This window comes from Hungatella hathewayi WAL-18680 (assembly GCF_000235505.1).
In the GTDB taxonomy this organism is placed as follows: Bacteria; Bacillota; Clostridia; order Lachnospirales; family Lachnospiraceae; genus Hungatella_A; species Hungatella_A hathewayi_A.
Genome location: NZ_JH379028.1, coordinates 117,184 through 137,720, shown reverse-complemented (window position 1 = coordinate 137,720; position 20,537 = coordinate 117,184). Strand labels below are relative to the sequence as shown.

Annotated in this window: 15 protein-coding genes; 1 reads left to right on the top strand and 14 read right to left on the bottom strand. The window is 54.5% G+C overall.

The annotated features are described in order from the left end of the window. Positions 1-24 precede the first annotated feature (24 nt). From HMPREF9473_RS26395 to rbsK, 12 genes are all read right to left on the bottom strand, one after another. Entirely contained in the window at positions 25-3,243 is a 3,219-nt protein-coding gene (locus HMPREF9473_RS26395; protein ID WP_006781311.1) for an S-layer homology domain-containing protein, read from the bottom strand. A gap of 66 nt (positions 3,244-3,309) precedes the next feature. Beyond that, the gene (locus HMPREF9473_RS28410; RefSeq protein ID WP_006781310.1) at positions 3,310-3,444 is read right to left on the bottom strand and encodes a hypothetical protein; all 135 of its coding nucleotides are present in this window, start codon (positions 3,442-3,444) and stop codon (positions 3,310-3,312) included. A gap of 146 nt (positions 3,445-3,590) precedes the next feature. Beyond that, positions 3,591-4,304: a response regulator transcription factor gene (locus tag HMPREF9473_RS16530; RefSeq protein WP_006781309.1), complete on the bottom strand. Its 714-nt coding sequence runs from the start codon at positions 4,302-4,304 to the stop codon at positions 3,591-3,593. Next, positions 4,267-6,243 (bottom strand): sensor histidine kinase, encoded by a 1,977-nt coding sequence (locus HMPREF9473_RS16525; protein WP_006781308.1) that lies wholly within the window; start codon positions 6,241-6,243, stop codon positions 4,267-4,269. The genes HMPREF9473_RS16530 and HMPREF9473_RS16525 overlap by 38 nt, the downstream gene beginning before the upstream one ends. Positions 6,244-6,314: 71 nt before the next feature. Next, positions 6,315-7,847 carry a sulfatase-like hydrolase/transferase gene (locus HMPREF9473_RS16520; protein ID WP_006781307.1) on the bottom strand — a complete coding sequence of 511 codons (1,533 nt, stop codon included), beginning with the start codon at positions 7,845-7,847 and terminating at the stop codon, positions 6,315-6,317. A 37-nt stretch (positions 7,848-7,884) separates the two neighbouring features. Further along, the gene (locus HMPREF9473_RS16515) at positions 7,885-8,814 is read right to left on the bottom strand and encodes an ABC transporter permease (protein WP_006781306.1); all 930 of its coding nucleotides are present in this window, start codon (positions 8,812-8,814) and stop codon (positions 7,885-7,887) included. Beyond that, a complete protein-coding gene (locus HMPREF9473_RS16510) occupies positions 8,807-9,883 on the bottom strand; it encodes an ABC transporter permease (RefSeq protein WP_006781305.1) in 1,077 nt (358 codons plus the stop codon). The genes HMPREF9473_RS16515 and HMPREF9473_RS16510 overlap by 8 nt, the downstream gene beginning before the upstream one ends. Next, positions 9,867-11,414, bottom strand: a complete 1,548-nt coding sequence (locus HMPREF9473_RS16505) for an ABC transporter ATP-binding protein (RefSeq protein WP_006781304.1) — start codon at positions 11,412-11,414, stop codon at positions 9,867-9,869. The genes HMPREF9473_RS16510 and HMPREF9473_RS16505 overlap by 17 nt, the downstream gene beginning before the upstream one ends. A 20-nt stretch (positions 11,415-11,434) precedes the next feature. Continuing rightward, on the bottom strand, positions 11,435-12,538 hold the full coding sequence (locus tag HMPREF9473_RS16500; RefSeq protein WP_006781303.1) for a BMP family lipoprotein: 1,104 nt from the start codon (positions 12,536-12,538) through the stop codon (positions 11,435-11,437). Positions 12,539-12,590: 52 nt separating this feature from the next. Further along, positions 12,591-13,577, bottom strand: a complete 987-nt coding sequence (locus tag HMPREF9473_RS16495) for a nucleoside hydrolase (protein ID WP_006781302.1) — start codon at positions 13,575-13,577, stop codon at positions 12,591-12,593. After that, positions 13,574-14,551 carry a nucleoside hydrolase gene (locus tag HMPREF9473_RS16490; RefSeq protein WP_006781301.1) on the bottom strand — a complete coding sequence of 326 codons (978 nt, stop codon included), beginning with the start codon at positions 14,549-14,551 and terminating at the stop codon, positions 13,574-13,576. The genes HMPREF9473_RS16495 and HMPREF9473_RS16490 overlap by 4 nt, the downstream gene beginning before the upstream one ends. Positions 14,552-14,600: 49 nt before the next feature. After that, on the bottom strand, positions 14,601-15,524 hold the full coding sequence (gene rbsK, locus HMPREF9473_RS16485; protein WP_006781300.1) for a ribokinase: 924 nt from the start codon (positions 15,522-15,524) through the stop codon (positions 14,601-14,603). 195 nt (positions 15,525-15,719) lie between these two features. Between rbsK and HMPREF9473_RS16480 the strand changes: the two genes are divergently transcribed. Further along, positions 15,720-17,633 carry a PfkB family carbohydrate kinase gene (locus tag HMPREF9473_RS16480; protein WP_006781299.1) on the top strand — a complete coding sequence of 638 codons (1,914 nt, stop codon included), beginning with the start codon at positions 15,720-15,722 and terminating at the stop codon, positions 17,631-17,633. A gap of 68 nt (positions 17,634-17,701) precedes the next feature. Here HMPREF9473_RS16480 and HMPREF9473_RS16475 read toward each other — a convergent pair whose 3' ends face one another. Together HMPREF9473_RS16475 and HMPREF9473_RS26945 are read right to left on the bottom strand one after the other, a co-directional pair. Beyond that, a complete protein-coding gene (locus HMPREF9473_RS16475) occupies positions 17,702-19,105 on the bottom strand; it encodes an ADP-ribosylglycohydrolase family protein (protein ID WP_006781298.1) in 1,404 nt (467 codons plus the stop codon). Further along, positions 19,098-20,510, bottom strand: coding sequence for an ADP-ribosylglycohydrolase family protein (locus HMPREF9473_RS26945; RefSeq protein WP_006781296.1), 1,413 nt, complete (start codon positions 20,508-20,510; stop codon positions 19,098-19,100). The genes HMPREF9473_RS16475 and HMPREF9473_RS26945 overlap by 8 nt, the downstream gene beginning before the upstream one ends. Positions 20,511-20,537: the final 27 nt, after the last annotated feature.

Below are 20,537 nucleotides of genomic sequence, written 5' to 3'. Positions count from 1 at the left end.
ATGGGAAAACGAATTTCAGTTTTATTACGAATCAATAACGCTTACTTCCACCATAAAATTCGCGTGGGAGATGCGATAGGATGTCCCATCGCAAATCAGTTCGATCCTGCCGTCCCACCAGCAATCGAAGTCGCCTGTCGGAACCGCGGCAAGAGAGATTTGCAGCATCCCCCTCTCATTGGATTGCAGGGAGATCTGCTCGGGCTCGATCCCGGAGTTCACGCCTTCGACGGCATTGGCCTCTGCCGGCGCTATCGACACACCGTCGGAGAGGGTGAGGGTGGGACTGGTCGAGATTGGATGGGGTTTATTGGGGAGCATCGACTTTGTTTGGAACAAAAATTTGCCGAACCGGTCTCCATCTGTCGGGAATTTCGCCCCGTCCGCCCGCATCTTGCCCACCGTGGTCGCCGCGCCGAACAGGTGGGAAACATCCAGCGTTACCGGGTCGCTGGTCACGCCGTTGTAGGTGGCGGTGAACGTAACGCCCACATAGGTCAAATCCGTTTCGTCAACGACATCCTGTGTATGGAAAGCCAACGTTTTGCCTGTGAGCTCTGCGTCGAAATCCACCACACTGCCGGGGCTGGCCGCGCCCGCCCGCACCTCGACCAGCGCGATGCCGGCGCCGGAGGTCAGCGTATCGTATCCCCCGGCATTGAAACAAAGGTGGGAAGAGTCGTTGTTTCCCACTGCAAAGCCTGTGATCTTCGCGGCCTCGGCGTTGGACGCCGCAAGGCTCCCCACGCGCACGGTGCAGGTGTCGGTTTGACTGCCGTCCGCCGTTGTCACGGTGATCGTGGCCGTGCCGGCGGAGTGCGCAGTGACAAGGCCGGTATCGTCCACATTTGCAACATCCGGCGCATCGGACGACCAAGTCACGCTTTTATCCGTGGCGTCGGACGGAGAAACGGTGGCGGTGAGCTGCCAAGTTTCAGGCAGGGACTGGCTGCCGTCCACCGACAGGGTCACGGCAGCGGTGTCCAGCGTCACGCCGGACGGGGCAATAGGCGCCACCGAAACGGTGCAGATGCCGTATTTCGTGGAATCGTAGGTGGAGGTGGCGCGGATGACCGCCGTGCCTATCGCGGCGTCCGCCGCCACGTTCAGCTTGCCGTCCGCATCTACCGTCACCTTGCCCGTGCCGGTGGTCCCCGCGTCATGCACAGACCACACCACGTCCTGAGACGCGCCGCCGGTCACACTCACGTTTGCCGTCAACTGCTGACCAATAATCGCCGTGCCCACCGTAGCGTCCACCGTCCCGGGCGTCACCGTTACGCTGTTTACCGAGGGCGTTGTCGGAGTGGCGCTGACCGACACGGTGCAGATGCCGTATTTCGTGGAATCGTAGGTGGAGGTGGCGCGGATGACCGCCGTGCCTATCGCGGCGTCTGCCGCTACGTTCAGCTTGCCGTCTGCATCCACTGTCACCTTGCCCGTGCCGGTGGTCCCCGCGTCATGCACGGACCATACCACATCCTGAGATGCGCTGCCGGTCACGCTCACGTTTGCCGTCAGCTGCTGTCCGGTAATCGCCATGCCCACCGCAGCAGTCACTGTCTCGGGCGTCACGGTCACGCTGTTCACTGAGGGCGTTGGATGCGTTGGGGTATATCCGCCGCCGCTTCCGGAAGAACTGGAATGAGATGAGTCACTTTTTTGTGGGAGCTTCAGCGTTTGACCCTCAAGAGTCAAATTGGGGTCTGTGATATTGTTGAGGTACACAATCTCGGCCACGGTGCAGCCGTGAGATGCCGCGATCCCCCAGAGCGTATCGTTTTTGCTTACCACAAAGTTGGTGTATTGTTTGCTCTCTGGCGCCACAGGGTCGATTTTTGTGAGTTGGCCCCTGTCGTCAAAATGGTAGGTGGTGCCATCGATGGTCTTGATGCCGACAGTGGGCTTGCCGCCCACATAGTACATCCATTTACTGGAATCGTTGCGATCCCAGCTCTGAGCCGTCTGTGGGTCGATGACCAGTTCCACATAACGATGCAGGACGGCCGAGACCTCAGCTCTTGTGGCAGTACCAGTGGGGTCAAAGCAATTGCCGTCTTTGCCCATCAGGACGCCCGCCATCTGCATGGCTTTCACGGCGTCCGCCGCCCAGCTTACGATAGAGGCGTTGTCCGTGAAGGTCACGGCCTCGCGGGTGCGTGGCAGGGTGTAGCCCATGATCTTAGCGTAATTGACCATGATAGCCGCCATCTCCTGGCGGGTCACGTCCTGGTCGGGGGCGAAGGTAGTGGCCGTGGTGCCGTTCACAATGCCCTTGGAGGAAGCCCACTTGACCGCACCGGCGTAGTAGGCGTCGGCAGAAACATCGGTGAAGACAGAACCTTCACCAGCGGTTTGCGGGGAACCCGCAAGCCTATAAAGCGCCGTCGCAAACATCCCACGAGTCATGCCAGTGTTGGGCGAGAATACCTTTTCGCCGGTGCCGTTCAAAAGCCCACGGCTGGCGGCAAACAGAATATCGTCCTTGGCCCAATGGCCCGCAATGTCGTTAAATACCGTGGGCTTCCGGGTGATACCGAACACAGTGAAGTGGTTGGTCCGGCCGATCATGGTGCTGCTGTCTGCATCGTAACTGGAATCGGTTATATACTGGACATTCCCCTCATCGTCCACCCAGACCATCTGAAGATTGCCGCCCTCTTCGTCCGCCTGGAGTGTATATGGCAGGGTGACGGTCACATAGCCGCCGAAGCTGGAGATTGTCTTCCCACTGCTGATGACAGTCAAGTCGTAAGCCGGGTAATTGCCCAAGACTGTTTTGGCAGCTTGGGTCAACTTGCTCTGGTCCACCACTACCGCATCGATGGTCACGTCACCACCGGAAGCATTATAGATGGTTTTCAGCGTCTCCAAGTCTAGTGATAGGGATATCTGAGGGGTCTTGATGCTCATGTAGTTGACAGCCGCATCCACCAGCTTTTTGTACGCTGACCTGCTCAAAGTCAGGGGAAGCTTGTTGAGGTCTGTGGATACGGTGATGCCGTTTGCCTCCTTGCCATCCTTCTTAGATTGGGCTGCCGCTATTTCGATGGCGTCCTGAATGTCCTGATCCGTGATCACTGCCTTGACGTTTCCGTTGTTGTCCACGGTGCCTGAGGGCTTGACGATGCCCTCAGTGGGTGCAGTGATACCCATTTCCGCCATTGCCACCGCCGGAAGCTGTGTCATCACCAAAATTGCCAATAGAAGCATCACACATAACCGTTTCCTTTTCCACTTCATTTTCGTTCCTCCTTTTATTTGGCGCAGCCATTGAAAGCCGCATAGTTTTGTCATCCACCGCGTTAGCTACGGCACTCTGCAATTCCTCCATCTGGTAAGGTCCTTCTGGCGCAGTCCTTCCTCCGCATCCGGAGCCGTTCTGATTTTCTTTAAACATTCCCCCACAAACCGCTCGTTGCGCACGGCACTTTTAAGTTCCATTTTTTCCTCCTCTCCCATTTACACAGAGGTATTCTGTCAAGGCGTTTTGTACAGTTTTCCTTTATTTTATGGTAACAAAAAAAAACGGCAAAAACGCGAAACTGACTAAAATGTCAGGTTCATGTTTTTGCCGTCCATATGTTTTTTTATTTCTCCTGCTTATCCTCCACAATTTCCAGAAGATAACCTTCGTTCCGAAAATTCATAAGGGAAACCCTCCCCTCGGAAACCGCCAGTTTGTTCTTCAGCCTTGACATACATTTCCAGAGGGCACTGGCATTCCCGGACATGGGCTGTTTCCATATTTCCTCATAGATTTCCGCCGCCGGAAGTATCCTCCCTTCATGTTTCAACAGATATAGGAGAACACTAAACTCTCGCGCCGTAAGCAGCATATCCTGTCCGCTCAAAAATGCTCTGAGCGCTACGGTGTCCAGCACCAGCGGTCCATGTTCCCATGTCTTTGCCTGCTCCATACCTTTCCGGGCTATCTGTGCAAAACGGAGCTGAGCCTTGACCCGGGCCACAAATTCATCCACGTCATAAGGCTTTGTGATATAATCACTGCCGCCAGCCACCAGCCCCTCAATGATTACGCTCTTTTCGTCCCGAGCCGTCAAAAACAGCACCGGTGCGGAGGTGGTGGAGCGGATTTTTTCGCAGAAAGCAAGACCGCTTCCATCCGGCAGCATAATGTCCAGCACCAGCACATCCGGCGTGTGTGTCCGAAGCAGCTCCCGCGTCTCTGCAAGTGTCCCGGCACACAGCACCAGAAAGCCTTCCCGCTCCAGGATACGGCGGTTGATCCGCTGGATATTTTTATCATCTTCCACCAGAAGAATTGTTCCCGTCCCGTTCATGCTCCACCTCCTTTACCGGCAATGTGAACCAGACCTCGGTTCCTTTGCCTTCCTTACTTTCAATTCCGATTTCACCGCCATGCTCCTCGATGATTGTCTTACAGATGGTAAGTCCCAAACCCGAACCTCCATCTTCCCCCCGCTGGAACCGCTCGAACACATGGGACAGCAGTTCCGGACTGACACCATCCCCGTTATCAGTGACGCTCACCCGTACCCTGTTTTCCTGGGTCCTTGCCTGAACCAGAACCACTCCGTTCCTGGTGTGCCGGTTCGCGTTGCTGAGCAGATTAATGAGCACCTGTACTAGCTGGTCGGCGCTGCCCTCCACAGGAGGCAGACCCGCCTCCGTATCCGCTGTCAGAATATTCCCCTGCCGCTCAAACATGGACTGATAAATGCGTACGGTTTCCTCCACCAGCGAATCCATGGCCAGAATCCGGTTCCCGGAATCAGCTCCCTGCATACGTCCAAGTCCCACCAGGCCTGTCACCATCTGGGCCAGCCGCCTGGCCTCCGTCGAGATGGCGTTTAAGTCCGTCACCGTCTCCTCATCTACCGCACCGACGCCGATGTTCTGAGCAGCAAACTGGGCATTGACTGAGATGACCGTCAGCGGAGTTTTCATCTCATGAGACATATCGGTGTAAAACTGGTTCTTCATGCGGTTCATCTCCACCAGCATTTCCTTTTCAACCGCCATGCGGGCCTCATTTTCCCTGGCCTGACGTACCTCCCGCATGGTATTGAAGAACAGAGCCGTCATGGAAAAGAGGACGAACACCGCCATTGCCATTTCGGAAATTGCAAAGCGTAAAGCAGGCAGCAGATAGATGTCCCGGTGATACAGCATATCCCACAGGGCCGCAAACAGCAGGAAAGCAACCCCCAAAAGTACAGCCAGCTGCCCAGTATCCGGCCGCCTCCAGCGAAGGAGGAGCCGGGCAAAGAAAAACAGGCCAATCAACCCTAATATCGCGACACGCCATACCATTGTGTGGGATATCAGCAAGGTGGGGCCGAATACGTCCACGGCGGCAAAAACACCACACAAGAAACTGGCGGCAGGTGGAAACCATTTTGGCAGCACGCCGGGAAAGAGCAGATATAAAAGCCACACCAGCAGGATACCGCTCAGAGGCATCGTTAAATATTCCAGACGGAAAATAATCGTCCATGGCAAGTCCGGCAGAATTGCTCCAAGCACTCGCTGGCCGGTTGCCCCGGTGCGTACAAACCAGGTCAGGCAGAACAGGGCAAACAGCAGGTTGGGCTTGTAGTCCCGCATGATTAAGTAAAAGATTAGATGGACCAAAAACAGCACCAGATAGCCGCCCATGAACAGCATTTCCGGCCAGAGATTCCGGGATACATATTGATTAATCTGTTCCGGCATGCCTATGTAGAGGGTTCCGTGAGTGCCATTGTCCTTATGAGTAAAGTTGGATACCTGCTGCACAATGACAATCTCTCCGTTTGCGTCAGGCGACACCGGAAGCACATAGAATTTCACACCCGGTGTGGTGCTCTCCCGGCTGTCACCCGGAACCCCCGCTTCCAGCAGAACTTTGCCGTTCACATACATGCGACTGGCAAAGTCCACGCTGTACCCACAGATGAGATAGTTATTTTGTGGAACTTTAAGGCGCATACGACTGGTGGCGTACTGGGTTTCACTTCCCGGCTGCCCCAGACAAATGTCCGCGCGCTCTGAAAACGCCTCTGGGGTCAAAAGAGCGTCCGGCACATATTCCACAGCGCCGGTGAGCCTCACCACTTTCTGCGCAAAGCCAATCTCAGACAATTCCCATACTCCGTCTGTTGAGGTTACGGTTATGGTTTCATCTGTGCGGGGCTTGACTCCCCAGACCACCAGCATCAAAACCACAATCAGCGGTAAAACAGCAGCAAGTATCAATATTTCTTTTTTCTCTGGCATTCCACCGCCCCTTTCCTATGGTTTTGGATAGATTATACCAGAAAATCACAGAGATATAAACTTAATTTTACCTACTCCGCCCACTCAAACCCCACCGGGTCGTCTGTCTCCACCTGCCATTCCCGCAGCCGTCTGCGCATCTCTGCCAATATATCCGCATACTCCGAATCATCGATATGGTTGACCAGCTCATACTTATCCTGTTCCAGGTTGTAGAGTTCATCCCGGTTGTTCTCGCCGACGGAAGCCACATATTTGTACTGTTTCCAGACAATCACACGGCTGGTGATCTCCTCGCCGTATCCGTGGCCGTAGGTCTCCGCCACCACCGTATCTGGCCAGTCCACCGGTTCCCCCGCATTTCCGGTCACCAGCGGCAGCAGACTTCTGGCGTGAACCTTGTTCTTTGTAAACGTAAGCCCCGCCGCATCCAGAATCGTGACCGGTATGCTCAAGCTGCTGACCAGTTCCTCCCGCTTCTGCCCCGGCGCAATATGGCCTTTCCAGCTGGCTGCCATGGGAATCCGCAGCACTTCCTGGGCCATGTAGGAGCCCTTGTCGAAATGGCCTCCCTGGCAGGCCAGACCATCCCCGTGGTCCGTGGTATAGATAATCAGCGTGTTCTCGTCCAGTCCCAGCTCTCTCACCTTGTCAAGAATCAGGCCCGCCGCCTCGTCCAGCATGGTGATCTGGGCCGCGCAGTATTGCAGCAGCTCATTGTAATAGGACCAGGGCATCGGGTTCGGGATAATGATGTGATAATCGTCCGTCCCCATAGGTGGATTCCTCTCCCTGAAATACGCGGCCGGTTTCCCCTCCAGCCCGCTGTTCCAGCTTGGATACTCCGAAAGTTTCATATCCTTGTACATGTCAAGATATTCCTGGGTTGGAAAATACGGCTGATGAGGCCCCCAGAAATCCACCCGCAAGGCAAACGGCCGGCTCTTATCCTCTCTCGCCGCCAGCTGCTCCAGCCGGTTACAGGCCAAATCCGCCAGGAAAAAGCTCTCCGTCGTCTCCTTCGGCGTGACCGTGATTCCCGCCGCATGCTCCCCGCAGTAATCCGGGTCCTTGCTCCGGTAATGATGATTCCCAGCCTTCAAATCATAATAGTATTTCGAATCCGGGTCTCCATACCCAAATTCCCGCACGTGGAAGCAGTGGCGCACCTCAAATTCCGCCGGCGGCAGCCCCTTCCGTTTCAGGTACTCCTGGTACTCCGGCCGGACATAGGGATTGCCGTAGGAGGTGTGGCAGAAGCCCTCACAGTGGTGGTCCAGCGCATTTCCCGGCCCTGCATGCCATTTTCCATAATAATAATTTTCATACCCTGCTTCCGCCAGCGTGTCCAGGTAAACCTCCTGCTCAAAAGGCGGGTCGGAATAATTGAAATACTGCTTGTGGGCATGGGGATACTGTCCGGTCAGAAGACTCCTTCTGGTGGGACCGCACAGCGGCGTAGTGCAGTACGCGCTGGTAAACTCTGCCCCCTCCGCCGCCAGACGCTCGAAATTAGGACGTTTCACCGTCTCCTTCCACTCCTGCCACTGATAAAAAGCCTGGTGGTCATTCTGTATGAAAATGATGTTGGGACGCTTGTTCATATGTATATTTTCCTTTCTATAAATGCTTTTGTACCATCTACTTCGTCCCCGCCACAACCGAGTAGGACTTCCCACTTGCTGCAGGCGCGGTGGCTCCCTTGATGGTAACCGTCAGCATAATCAAACTCGCCGCGTATGGAATCATCTGCACAAACTGGGACGGCACCGGAGAGTTGGGCAGTATCTGGAGATACAGCTGTAGAGCGTCAAAAAATCCAAAGCACATGGCCGCCCAGAACGCCCCCTTCGGCGACCAGCGTCCCATGATAACCGCTCCGACCGCCAGGTAACCACGCCCGGCAATCATGCCCTCCTGGAACATGTTCATGGTTCCGATGGACAAAAACGCGCCGCCCAGTCCGCCCAAAGCCCCGCTGACAATAACGCTGAAATATCGCAGTGCATTGACATTGATGCCAGCCGTATCCGCGGCCCTCGGATGCTCCCCGCAGGCCTGAATCCGCAGCCCCAGCGGCGTCTTGTAGAGCAGATGGTCCACCACAAACAACAGCACAAACGCCAGGTACACAATCGGCGAAATATCCGCCAGATACTTTCCAATCACCGGCACATGGGCCAAAAACGGCGTGTTGGGAATGCTGGCAACGTTATCCGAAAAACCGTTCCGGTTAAACACCGCCTGGAGTCCCACCGAGCAGAACCCGGTTGCCAGAAGAACCAGCGCCTGGGCGCTGACTGGCGGAGCGCCGCCGCAGGTGATGGTGACAAACCCGTGGATGATGGATATCAGGATTCCACAGATAATCGCCATCAAAATACCCACCCACACATTTCCCGTCCAGTAGGAGCCCACAACCGCCAGAAACGCGCCCATGGACATGATGCCCTCCAGTCCGATGTTGGGAATACCGGAACGCTCGGACAGACAGGCCCCCACGGCCGTCAGTGCAATCGGAGTTCCCATACGCAGGGTAGCTACAATCAGATATTCCACAATACTAGGCATGGACCATTCCCTCCCTTCCGGCTTTCACCTTCTGGTACAGCCAGCTGATTAAATTCTCCGAGCAGATAAAGATAATGATGAAGCCCTGCACAATGAAGACAAACTGGGAAGAAACCCCCGTCTTCATCTGCATCAGGGAAGCTCCGTTTTTCATACCTGCAAACAGGAACGAGGCCACAACGATGGCGAAGGGATTCCCCTGCCCCAGCATGGCAACTGCGATTCCCGTGGCCAGATAGCCAGGGTTGGCATTTTCCACCACACGAAGGGACAGACCACAGGCATCCGTAGCCCCGGCCAGCCCGGCCAGAGCGGCGCTGATTAACAGGGCGGCAAACATATTTTTCTTCACATTGATACCGGCGGAGTGTGCCGCATGCCGGTTCAGTCCCACCGCCCGCATCTCATACCCCGTGCGGGTCTTAAAGATAAAGATATACACCAGCACAACCGTCACCGCCGCAATCAGAATTCCGCTGTTGACTGCAAACGGCACCGGAAATAAGTTGGGCAGCGTGGCCGTCTCCTGCACCCTGGGCGTTGCCCCCAGATTGGGGATGTAGCCCGGGAACCCGATAATCAGGTAAAGCACCAGATACTTCGCAATATAGTTGAGCATAATCGTGCTGAAAATGACGCTGACATTATACTTTAAATGCAGCACCGCCGGCAGAATCGCCCACAGCACGCCAAACAGCACTCCCACCAGTATGGTAAACGGCAAGTGCAGAATCATCGGCATGCTGAACAGATTCCCCACCCAGACAGCCGCAAAACTGCCTACCAGAATCTGTCCCTCCACACCGATATTAAACACCGAGCACTTATTGCCCAGCGCGATGGCAAGTCCCGCGAAGATGATGGGAATCATCCGGTTGAGCGTTCCCGTCAACGCCAGCGGACTGCCAAAGGCTCCCTCAATCAGGGAGGTATAGACAACAAACGGATTATTGCCGAGAGCCGCCACGATGATGCCTCCCACGACAATGGACAGCAGAAGGGCAATCACGGATACGGCGAACCGATACCCCATCTTTTTCAGTTTTGCAATATCATACTTCCTGAGCATGAGCCGCCTCCTTCCCGCCAACACCCAGCATATAGGCGCCCAGCGTTTCCTTCGTCAGATGTTTGTTCTCCAGCACGGTGATGATTTCCCCTTTGAAAATAACCGCGATTCTGTCACTCAGCTGGAGAATCTCGTCAAGCTCCAGCGAAAACAGCAGGATGCCTTTTCCTAAGTTCCTCTGCTCCACCAGTTTTTTATGTACGAACTCAATGGCGCCCAAATCCAGACCTCTGGTGGGCTGCACCGGCATAATCAGCTTGGGATTGGAGCTGATCTCCCTGGCCAGAATGATTTTCTGCTGGTTACCCCCGGAGAGCGTGCCCGCCGGAGACTGCATGGAGCCGCACCGGATATCATACTGCTCAATCAGCCGGGCCGCATTTTCGTCCATCCTCTTTTTGTTTAGGAACAGATTTCTCTTGAGAAAATCCTTTTTGTCCTGATATCCCAGGATCAGATTTTCCTCCACGGAGTAGGGAAGCACCAGCCCGTCCTTGTGCCTGTCCTGGTAAATGGTGCTGAGTCCCAGATTCTTGATCTCCTTGATGGATTTCGTGCTCAGGTCGCTGTCGATAAAACGGATGGTGCCGGAGTCCGCCCTGCGTTTGCCGCAGATAATATCCACCAGCTCCTCCTGCCCGTTGCCGTCAACGCCAGCCACGCCCACAATCTCGCCGGCCCGCACCTGGAAATTGACTCCCCGCAGCTTCTGCACTCCCTCATGGCTGTATGAAACGTCCTTCAGCTCCAGCAGGGTATCCGGGTGGGCCACCGTCTCCCGCTGGCCCCCGCCCAGATGTGTCTCACGTCCTACCATCAGCACGGACAGCCGCTTCTCATCCGTATCCCCCACATCCTTTGTGGTAATCAGCTCCCCCTGGCGGATGACGGATATCCTGTCGGAAACCTTCATCACCTCCGCCAGCTTGTGGCTGATAAACAGAATGGTCTTGCCCTGCCCCCGCAGACGCATCAGGATCTCACAGAACTCGTCAATCTCCTGGGGAGTCAGCACAGCCGTCGGCTCATCAAAAATCAGAATCTCTGCCTCCCGGTAAAGGACCTTTAATATCTCAATCCTCTGCTGCATAGGCACCGAGATATCCGCCACCTTCGCATCCGGGTCAATGTTTAACGCATACTGCTCGGAAAGCTGCACCACCTTTTCTCTGGCAGATCGATAGTCGATATTCATCTTATTTCCCGGTTCCATGCCCAGAATAATATTCTGGACCACCGTGAATTTGGGAATCAGCATAAAATGCTGGTGCACCATGCCGAGCCCCATGGCAATTGCTTCTTTCGAAGAACTGAACCGCACTTCTTTTCCCCGGATGAAAATCTGGCCGGAGGTCTGGGGGCTCAGCCCGTAAAGGATGCTCATCAGAGTGGATTTCCCGGCGCCGTTTTCCCCCACGATGGAATGGATTTCTCCCCGGCGTATCTGAATGCTGATATCGTTGTTCGCGGTCACCCCGCCGGGAAACACTTTGCTGATATTCTTTAACTCAATGACATACTCTTCCTTCATAACCCGTCTCCGTTTCCTGCTTAGTTGAGTTCCTCCAGAGTGGCCGGCACTGTGATTTTGCCGCTGATAATGTCGGCGCGGATCGCTTCTATCTGGTCGCGGACTTCCTGTGGGATAAAGGCGGTCACGCTGTCGTCAGGATTGTAAACCATATCAACGCCCTCCTCCTTCAGCCCCATCACACGGGTGGTTCCGCCCTGGAAATTGCCTTCCATGAACTCCTTGATGCTGTCATAGGCCACATTGTCAATCAGTTTTACCTGGGAAACGATAATGCGGTCAGGCATCATATGGAACTGTCCGTCCGCGGCGCCACACACATAGTTGTCCCCGCCTAACTCCTTGGATGCCTGGAATCCGCCGGAATTGCTGGCGGCCGCACAGCAGGCAACCCAGTCATAACCCTGTTTATAGAGAAGAGTGGCTGTTTCTTTGGCTTTGTTGATATCGTTAAATCCAACCACGGCCACTGCCACCTCAGCATTTTCATTCACATATTTTGCACCGCTGCGGAAACCTGCTTCAAACCGAATCATGGTACCGCCCTCGCTTCCGGTCAGCAGACCGCACTTTCCAGTCTTGGACATCAGCTGGCAGAAAGCGCCTGTCAAAAAGGCAGCCTCCTGCTCACGGTAGGCAAAGCTCTCCACGTTTGGTCTGGATACCATCTCGTAATCCAGGCTGACAAATTTCACATCCGGATACTCGTCGCTTAAGATTTCCACCGCGTCCGCAAACTGGGCGGTTGATACGATAAAGAATCCAATCCCCTGCTGAATCAGGGAGCGGAACGTGTCGATACACTGGGCCGGCTCCACATTTTCCACCTTGATTAAGTCGATGTTGAAGTCTGCCGCCGCCCGCTCGCAGCCGGAGAGAACCACATCGTTAAAGCTCTGGGTTCCAAAGGCGGATTCCACTACCAGGCCCACCTTGACCGGCTCGCCATTCGTCTCCATGTCCGCAGCCGCCTCTGAGGACTTGCCGGCTGCCGTCGTCTTGCCGCCCTCCGTTGCACCTGCCGTCTCTGTCTTGCCGCCCCCCGCGCAGCCGACACATAAGGTCATCATAAGTACAACCGCCATCAACAGTGACATTACTTTTCTTCCTCTGTTTTTTAACATAATACTTTCTCCTTTTCTGTGATGATCATTGGTGATAATTCCTCTTTGTTGCTTAATATTGGTTTATCAGTTGTTTCATCAGTGCGGTAAATTTACCGCGATTGGCCCCCAGCGCCACATGTACGTTGGGTGTTCTGTCCGGAAATGTTCTGGTGTCGCAGATGGTCTGTCCGTCGGCGAAACCGCCGCTGATATCCACGTCCACCCGCATCAGCCGGACATTTTCCAGAACCTCCGGTTCTATCAGGTACGCCAAAGCCAGCGCGTCGTGAATCGGCGCGGAATCAGCCAGTTCCTGGGGCTGAAACGCGTTGTAGGCGGCCACCCGTTTCTCGATTATCGTAGCGAAGAAATCGGCGGCCGGTTTCTTCCATCCCCGCAGTTCCCCCGCATCCTCCAACGTAAAATTGGCTTTGTGGGTGGCATCCAGCGGCACCATGGTGATGGGCACGCCGCAGGTCAACACAATCTGGGCCGCCTCCGGGTCATTCCAGATATTAAATTCCGAGGCCGCCGTAGAATTAAATTCTTTAAAACCTCCTCCCATAAATACAATTTCCTCTATATGCTCCGTAATCCTGGCGTCTATCCGAAGCGCCATGGCCAGATTGGTCATGGGCCCGCTGAGCACCAGGGTAATCGGCTCATCGCTGTGAAGCAGGGTGTTTACCAGATAAAACACCGCGTGTTCCTCCTCCGCTCTGCCATGGGAAGGCGGCAGCGGCAGCTCATCCGTGTGGTATTCCAGCTTCTCCCCGTCTTCTCCCACTTCCTCGCCCACACCTGTCATCCCGTCGTAGTCCCCGTGACGATTGGGAAGCAGATTGCACACCAGCGGCTCCCTGCATCCGGAGTACACCGGAATCTTCACCCCCGCCAGTTCCAGAACCCTCAGTGTATTTTCCGTCGTGTACTCCAGCCGCTTGTTGCCAGCCACCGTGGTAATCCCTATCAAATCCAGCTCATCGGACTGGATGGCCGCCAGAATCGCGATGGCGTCATCTGAGCCGGTATCCACATCCATAATGATTTTTCTCATGAACCATTCCCTCCAAGAATCTCTTTTAACATCTTTGAAAACAACGCTCTGTCCGCCCCCAGGGCGACTTTCACATTGGGCACTGCCCGCTTGATCCGCCTGTCCAAATCAAAGATACTCTGTCCGTCCGACGCGCCTCCCCCGATGTCGATATCCGCATGAACCGGCACCACCGGGCTTAACACCTGCGGATTTAAGACCGCGCAGACTGCCAGGGCATCGTGCACCGGCACCGTATTGATATCGTCCATGGGCTGCCAGTTTTTGTAGCCGTTCCACCGATGCTCGATAATGTCGGCCGTCATCACGGACGCCTTCGTCCCCATCCTGCGAAGCTCCTTTGCATCTTCGATGGAAATGGCCGCCGCATGGGTGGCATCCAACGGCACCACCGTGATGTCACAGCCACTGCCAAAGACAATTTTCGCCGCCTCCGGGTCAATCCAGAAATTAAATTCCGCCGACGGGGTAATGTTCGCCTCCCGGCATCCGCCTCCCATCAGCACAATCTGTTTGATTTTCTCCGCGATGGCCGGCTCCGCCCGGAGGGCCATGGCGATGTTTGTGAGAGGTCCCACCGGAACCAGGGTGATGTCCCCCTCCGATTCCATCAGGGTGTCAATCAGCCATGACACCGCGTTCCCAGGCGCCGGTTTGATGGTGGCCGGCGGCAGGTCCACGTAATCGCCGTGAACATTGTCCTCCGGGTCCTCCGGTCCGGTGTAGGGAATGTTGATTCTTCTTCCCGGACTTAAGGTCGAAACCATAGGAAGGACGCAGCCTCTATGTACAGGAACCTGGGCTGCTCCCAGATACTCGACCACACGAAGGGTATTCTCTGTCGTAAATTCAATCCCGCGGTTGCCATTGACCGAGCAGATCCCTATCACATCCAATTCCGGTGACAGAAGAGCCAGCATGATTGCAATGGCGTCATCTGTACCGGTATCTACATCCAATATTACTTTCATCATTTGATTTCTTCTCCATTTCTCCGCCGTTTGGCGTACAGACAATTATCAATCAGGTCGGCTCCGCCAGAATCTGCTCCACTTCCTCTCTGGAAGGCAGTGACTTCTGAGCCCCATCTCTCGTCACGGCCACGGAGGAAGCAAGATTCGCAAACCGGATGGCCTCGTCCACCGGCTTCCCCTCCGACAGCGCCACCACAAAGGCTCCGTTGAAGCAGTCGCCCGCCGCCGTGGTATCCACGGACACCACCTTTCTTGCCGGGAACATGGCTGCCTCATTTCCGGAAACCAGCATGGAGCCCTGTTTCCCCATCGTTACGATGACATTTTTGATTCCCAGACCGCACAGCCTGCAGGCGCCTTCCCGGATGGAATCCATGTCCTCCCCGGACTGATTCGTCAGTTTCATAAGCTCCGTCTCATTGGGTGTCAGATAATCAATCATGGGCAGTATCTCTTCCGGCAGGAAATCCGGCGCCGGAGCCGGGTTCAGTATCACAACCTTTCCCAGTTCCTTCGCCCGCCTGATGGCATAGCATACGGCTTCCATCGGAATCTCCATCTGAAGCAGCACATAGGTGCATTGGCGGAATGCCTCGTCCATCTCCTTTAAGTAGTCGACGTCACAGTCGTGATTCGCCCCCGGGATAACGACGATACTGTTGTCCCCGCTGCTATTCACATAGATTGACGCCGTGCCGGTTGGTCCGGCTGTCCGCCGGATCTTTTCGCTGTCCACACCACAGTCTGCCAGGCTCTGTTTTAACGTACTTCCAAAATCGTCCTGGCCGACGCACCCAAGCATCAGGGTATGACCCCCGAGTCTGCCGGCCGCGCAGGCCTGATTCGCCCCCTTTCCACCAGGGATATAGGCTAACCCATCCCCAAAAACAGTTTCACCAATCACGGGCATCCTGCTCATATTGATGACGATATCCATGTTGAGACTGCCCGCAATAAGTATTTTCTTGTCCACTACGTTTCACCTCTCCTATCTATTTTTGTGATTTTTGTATAATAAAACATTTTAAAAAACTATTTTCCTTATGTCTTTTATACACCACTCATTGACTTTTGTCAATATATGCGTTATATTTTTTGTATGAAATATTTTAACGCCCTGACAGTTTTCACTCGATTGTGCGCAAAATATCGCAAAAGGAGAACAGGAATGACAATCAAAGATATCGCCCAATTAGCGGATGTTTCCATATCAACCGTGTCCAAAATCATGAACAACAAAGACGAGAACATCAATCCGGAGACCAGAAACCGGGTTCTGAAGATCGTGAAGGATTACAATTACGTCCCCTACGGTTCCGTCAAGAACACCTCGGAGGCCAAGACCTTTGTTCTGGGAGTTCTGCTCCGCTATATATCCAAAACCAACCTGTTTCTGAACGGGGTGATTTCCGCGGCCCAGGCGGAGGGGTACAGTGTGATGGTGTATGACAGCAACGGGGACATGGAGCATGAACTGAAAAATATTACCTCCCTGTGCAAGAATCACGTGGATGGGGTTATCTGGGAGCCGGTCTGTGAGCAGAGTCTGGAATACCGGCGTTATTTTGATGAGCAGAATATAGAAATCTGTCTGATGAATGCTGCGGAAAAGCAGCCCTGCTATTTTATTGATTTCGAGGAGATGGGCTATCAGGCCACCCAGGTACTGCTTGACTATCACCACCGGAAACTGGGCTGTCTGACAAAGGAGAACAGCCAGCGCTCCCGGATGGTTCTGGAGGGATTTCGCAGATGTCTGTTTGACAACAACATCCCTTTTTCCGAGGATATGAAACTGCCCGTGGAGAGCAGCGAGTGGTACAACCGGATTCTCTCCCATGTGCCCACCGGCATTGTCAGCTCCCACTACGCCTCCTCCATGATACTGATGGAGCAGCTGGGGAAATTCAAATTCAAGGTTCCCTATGACTTATCCCTCGTCAGTCTCCGCGACGACGTCAGGGAGGATATCCGGTTTCCTGGGATTTCCAGTATCAAGATTCCATATTATGAGTTTGGGAATTTTGTGTGCGGCCGCCTGATTCGTCAGTGCGAGAAGCAGGAGACGCCGGACGAGCCCTTCCGTGTGGAATACCCTCTTGAAAATACCTTCAGCCTGGGGGCTCCATTTTCCTCCCACACCAAGCGGATTGTGGTGGTGGGAAGTATCAACATCGACGTGACACTGAATGTAAACGAGCTGCCCCAGCCGGGCAAGACCATCAGTACCAACAAGCACTCCGTGATTCCCGGCGGCAAGGGAGCCAACCAGTCCGTGGGCGTCGCCAAGCTGGAAAATGAGGTGGCCCTGATCGGCCGGGTCGGCAACGATTACGACTCCACGCTGGTCTACACCTGCATGGAGGAGCACCACGTGGATATTCAGGGTATCCGGAGAGATATCCGGGCAGAGACAGGAAAAGCCTACATCCATGTGCAGAATGACGGGGAAAGCATGATCACCATTCTGGCGGGAGCCAACCAGAATCTGTCTCCCGCGGATGTAAACCACTATGAGGATTTGTTTGAGCATTCCGAGTACTGTCTTCTTCAGACGGAAGTCCCGGAGGCCGCCGTGTTCGAGGCCGCCAGGCAGGCCCATAAGCATGGGGTGAAAAATATCTTAAAGCCTGCTGCCATCAACCAGATCAACCATTCACTGATGCAGTATATTGATATTTTCGTTCCGAACCGGAAGGAGGCGGAGATCTTGTGCCCGGAGAAGCCGGACATCGAGAGCAAAGCGGAGGCCTTCCAGGCCATGGGTGCCAGGACGGTCATCATCACGCTGGGGCATCACGGATGCTATATCAAGGATGATTCCTTCTGCGGCTACCTCCCCGCCGCCGATTTTGTCCCGGTGGACACCACCGGAGCCGCCGACGCGTTTATCGCTACGCTGGCAGTCTATCTGCTAAACGGCCACTCCCTGGTAAACGCCGCCAAAATCGCCACCTATGCGGCCGGCTTCTGCGTCTCCAGACAGGGCGTCATCCCAGCCATGATTGACAGGAATTCGCTGGAGACTTATATTGCGCGGAAGGAGCCGGAGTTGGTGAGCACTCACAGCTGCCTGGTGTGAAAAATTATTGATATAAAAAATCCCGGGTCGGAGATATTTCTCCAAACCCGGGATTTACTATAACTGACCTATTCTTTTTTCATCGCCAGTCTGACTGCCTTCTGTGTGATTTCAGCCAGATGGGATATCGTGGTATGCTCATATCCACGGAACAGACTGTCGAACTTATCCCCAAATGGCGCCGTCCATTTCTCCGCAATTCCCGCATATCCGAACATAATTCCATAAATTGTCCCAATCTGCCCCGCATTGCAGTCCACATCCTGACCGCACATGGCACAGACATGCATGCACTCCTCGAAATCATTTCCACCAAAGTACAAGGACACTACTTCCGCCGCCGCGTTGGGATAGGTATGTATCCAGTTGTAGCGCTGGTACCGCTCCTCGCATTCCCGCCAGGCCGGCTCCCACTCCCCGTGACGCTCACAGGCATCCCAGGCAAATTTCACCACCGAGTAGTACTCACTGCGGGCAGGCATCATATCGATGGTCTTTTTCAACAGCGTCCTCACATCCTGTTCCACAAAAGCCAGTGACACCAAAATGGCATTGAACACCTCTCCCAGAACACCGTTATTTACGTGGGACACCGTGCCGTCCGTCCAGGCCAGCTTCGCCGCCAGCGCCGGCTCGCCAGGAGCCACCATACCGCAGACAGACCCTCTCATCTGGGCGCCTATCCACTCTCTCCAGGGATTGTTAGTGGTAGCGGAAAGAGGTGGGAAAATGCCCCGCTTCATATTCTTAAACGCTGCTTCCTCCCCGCTCCAGGTGTACTCAATCCGTCCCACCCATTCCAGACCGATATCCTCCGAGGTGACATCCCGCCCCTTCAGCAAGAACGCCTCCAAAAATGCCAGTTCAAACAGCACATCGTCATTGTAAGTATTGGGAACCCGTAAATAATCCCGGATCTCTCCAAAGGTCTTTCTCAGCTGGTCCGTGCAGTACCCCTCGATAATCGTTCCCAGAGCCGCACCGGCAATCTGGGCCAGCCAGCCGGCATGGAGTTTCTCAAACAACACCTCTTCCGAAAACTCCGGCGTCTCATAAACCGGGAATTCCACCTCACTGGCATGGTCCTCAAACCCGTTATAATACCGGTAATTCCAGTAAGGATGCCCCTCCACCTTGGGTGCCCGTCCCAGCACCTCAAACAATTTTGCCGTCAGCTTCAGCATCGTGACATCGTCATGAGTGTCGTAAGCCTCCTGGATGGCGGGAATCATGGCCTCCGCCTCGCTCACATCATAGCCCATATTCTCCGTCGCCTGAATTCCACCGATAAACACGTAATCCGGCGCACGGCTTCCCGGAACATTGGTTATCCACCGGATTCTGGTCTCCTCGATATCAATGTCACCGATACTTGTCTTTCCTTCCGTCCATTCCCTGTCCTCTTCCGTCTGCATCACCGGAACCGCGTTCCTGGTCATCTCGCAGGCGATTTCCCACGCTTTCTTACTCACGATGTCCCTCCTTTGCACGGTAAATGGCATCCACGGTCTTCTCTGTCAGCACCTTGAATTTCACAATCTCCATGCCTCTCACATAAGTCTCCATATAAGTTCCTATGGGTTCCGTCCATTTCTCGCCGATACAGGCGCTGCCCTGGATGACTGCCAGAATATTGGCAACCTGGGCCGCGTTACAGTCCACATCCAGACCACACATGGCGATTAAGCTGACCAGCTTATCGTAATCATTTTCACAGAAATACAGTGCCACCACCTCGGCGCAGGCGTTGGGGTAAGCGTGAATCCAGCAGTATTCCTTATATTTTTCATCACAGTCCAGCCAGGCATCACGCCAATTGCCGTACTTCTCACAGGCCGCCCAGGCGTAGTCCACCACAGAGCGGTATTCACTGTCCTCCGGCATCAGCCCAATAGCCTTCCTGCATATCTCTTTGACATCACGCTCCACAAAGGCCATGGATACCATCACCGCGTTGAATATCTCACCCAGTACCCCGTTGTTGTAATGGGACACGCTGGCATCCTCCCAGGCCAGTTTCGCCGCCAGCTTCGGATTGCCCGGAGCCACCATACCGCAGATTCCGCCTCTCATCTGGGCTCCAATCAGTTCATAGAACGGATTGCGGAAGGTAGCGCTCTCCGGCGGGTACAGACCGTTCTTAATATTCTTAAGGGCAATCCCCTCCGCCGTAAATGCGAACGGCAGTCTGGCCGCCCAGTCCTCCGCCACATCGGCCGCCGTCAAATCATAACCCTTCCGGATAAAGGTCTCCAGAAATGCCAGCTCAAAGGTCAAATCATCGTTGTACATCTCCGGGTCCTTAATATATCGGTCCACCCAGCCGTAAACTTCCTCCAGTTTCCTGGTATGATAACCTTCCACCGCCGTTCCCACGGCGCCGGCGCACACCTGGGCCAGCCAGCCGGCGTAAACCTTATCAAACAATTCCTCCCTCGACAGGCTAATCTCACCGTACTCCGGGAATTCCACCGCCGCTTCATACTGCTCAAACGTGGCGTATTCCTTGTAGGAAAAATGTCTGTGTCCTGGTATCTGTGGGGAATTGTATAACTCCCGGTACAGCCGGCAGGTATGGCGGTATAGGGCGATATCCTGCTTCGTCCTGTTTAACTCCAGCCCCTCCTCCAGCATGGCCTCCGCTTTGGAGACATCATATCCAAGGTTTCCATACTCCTGGATATACATGGCAATGAAAAACAGCGGCATCAGGGATTCCGTCACATTTCCTCCCCACACGTATTTCATATTGTCAAGATCCCGGACTCCATCCCGGATTACCTCATCCCAGGACACCCGTCCCGCCCGTTCCGGAAATGGTTTTTCCCTCTCTATAATCTCTCTTGCGTACTCCCAGGCCCGCTTCTTCTGTTCCATATAAACACCTCTCACTTTCTATCGGTA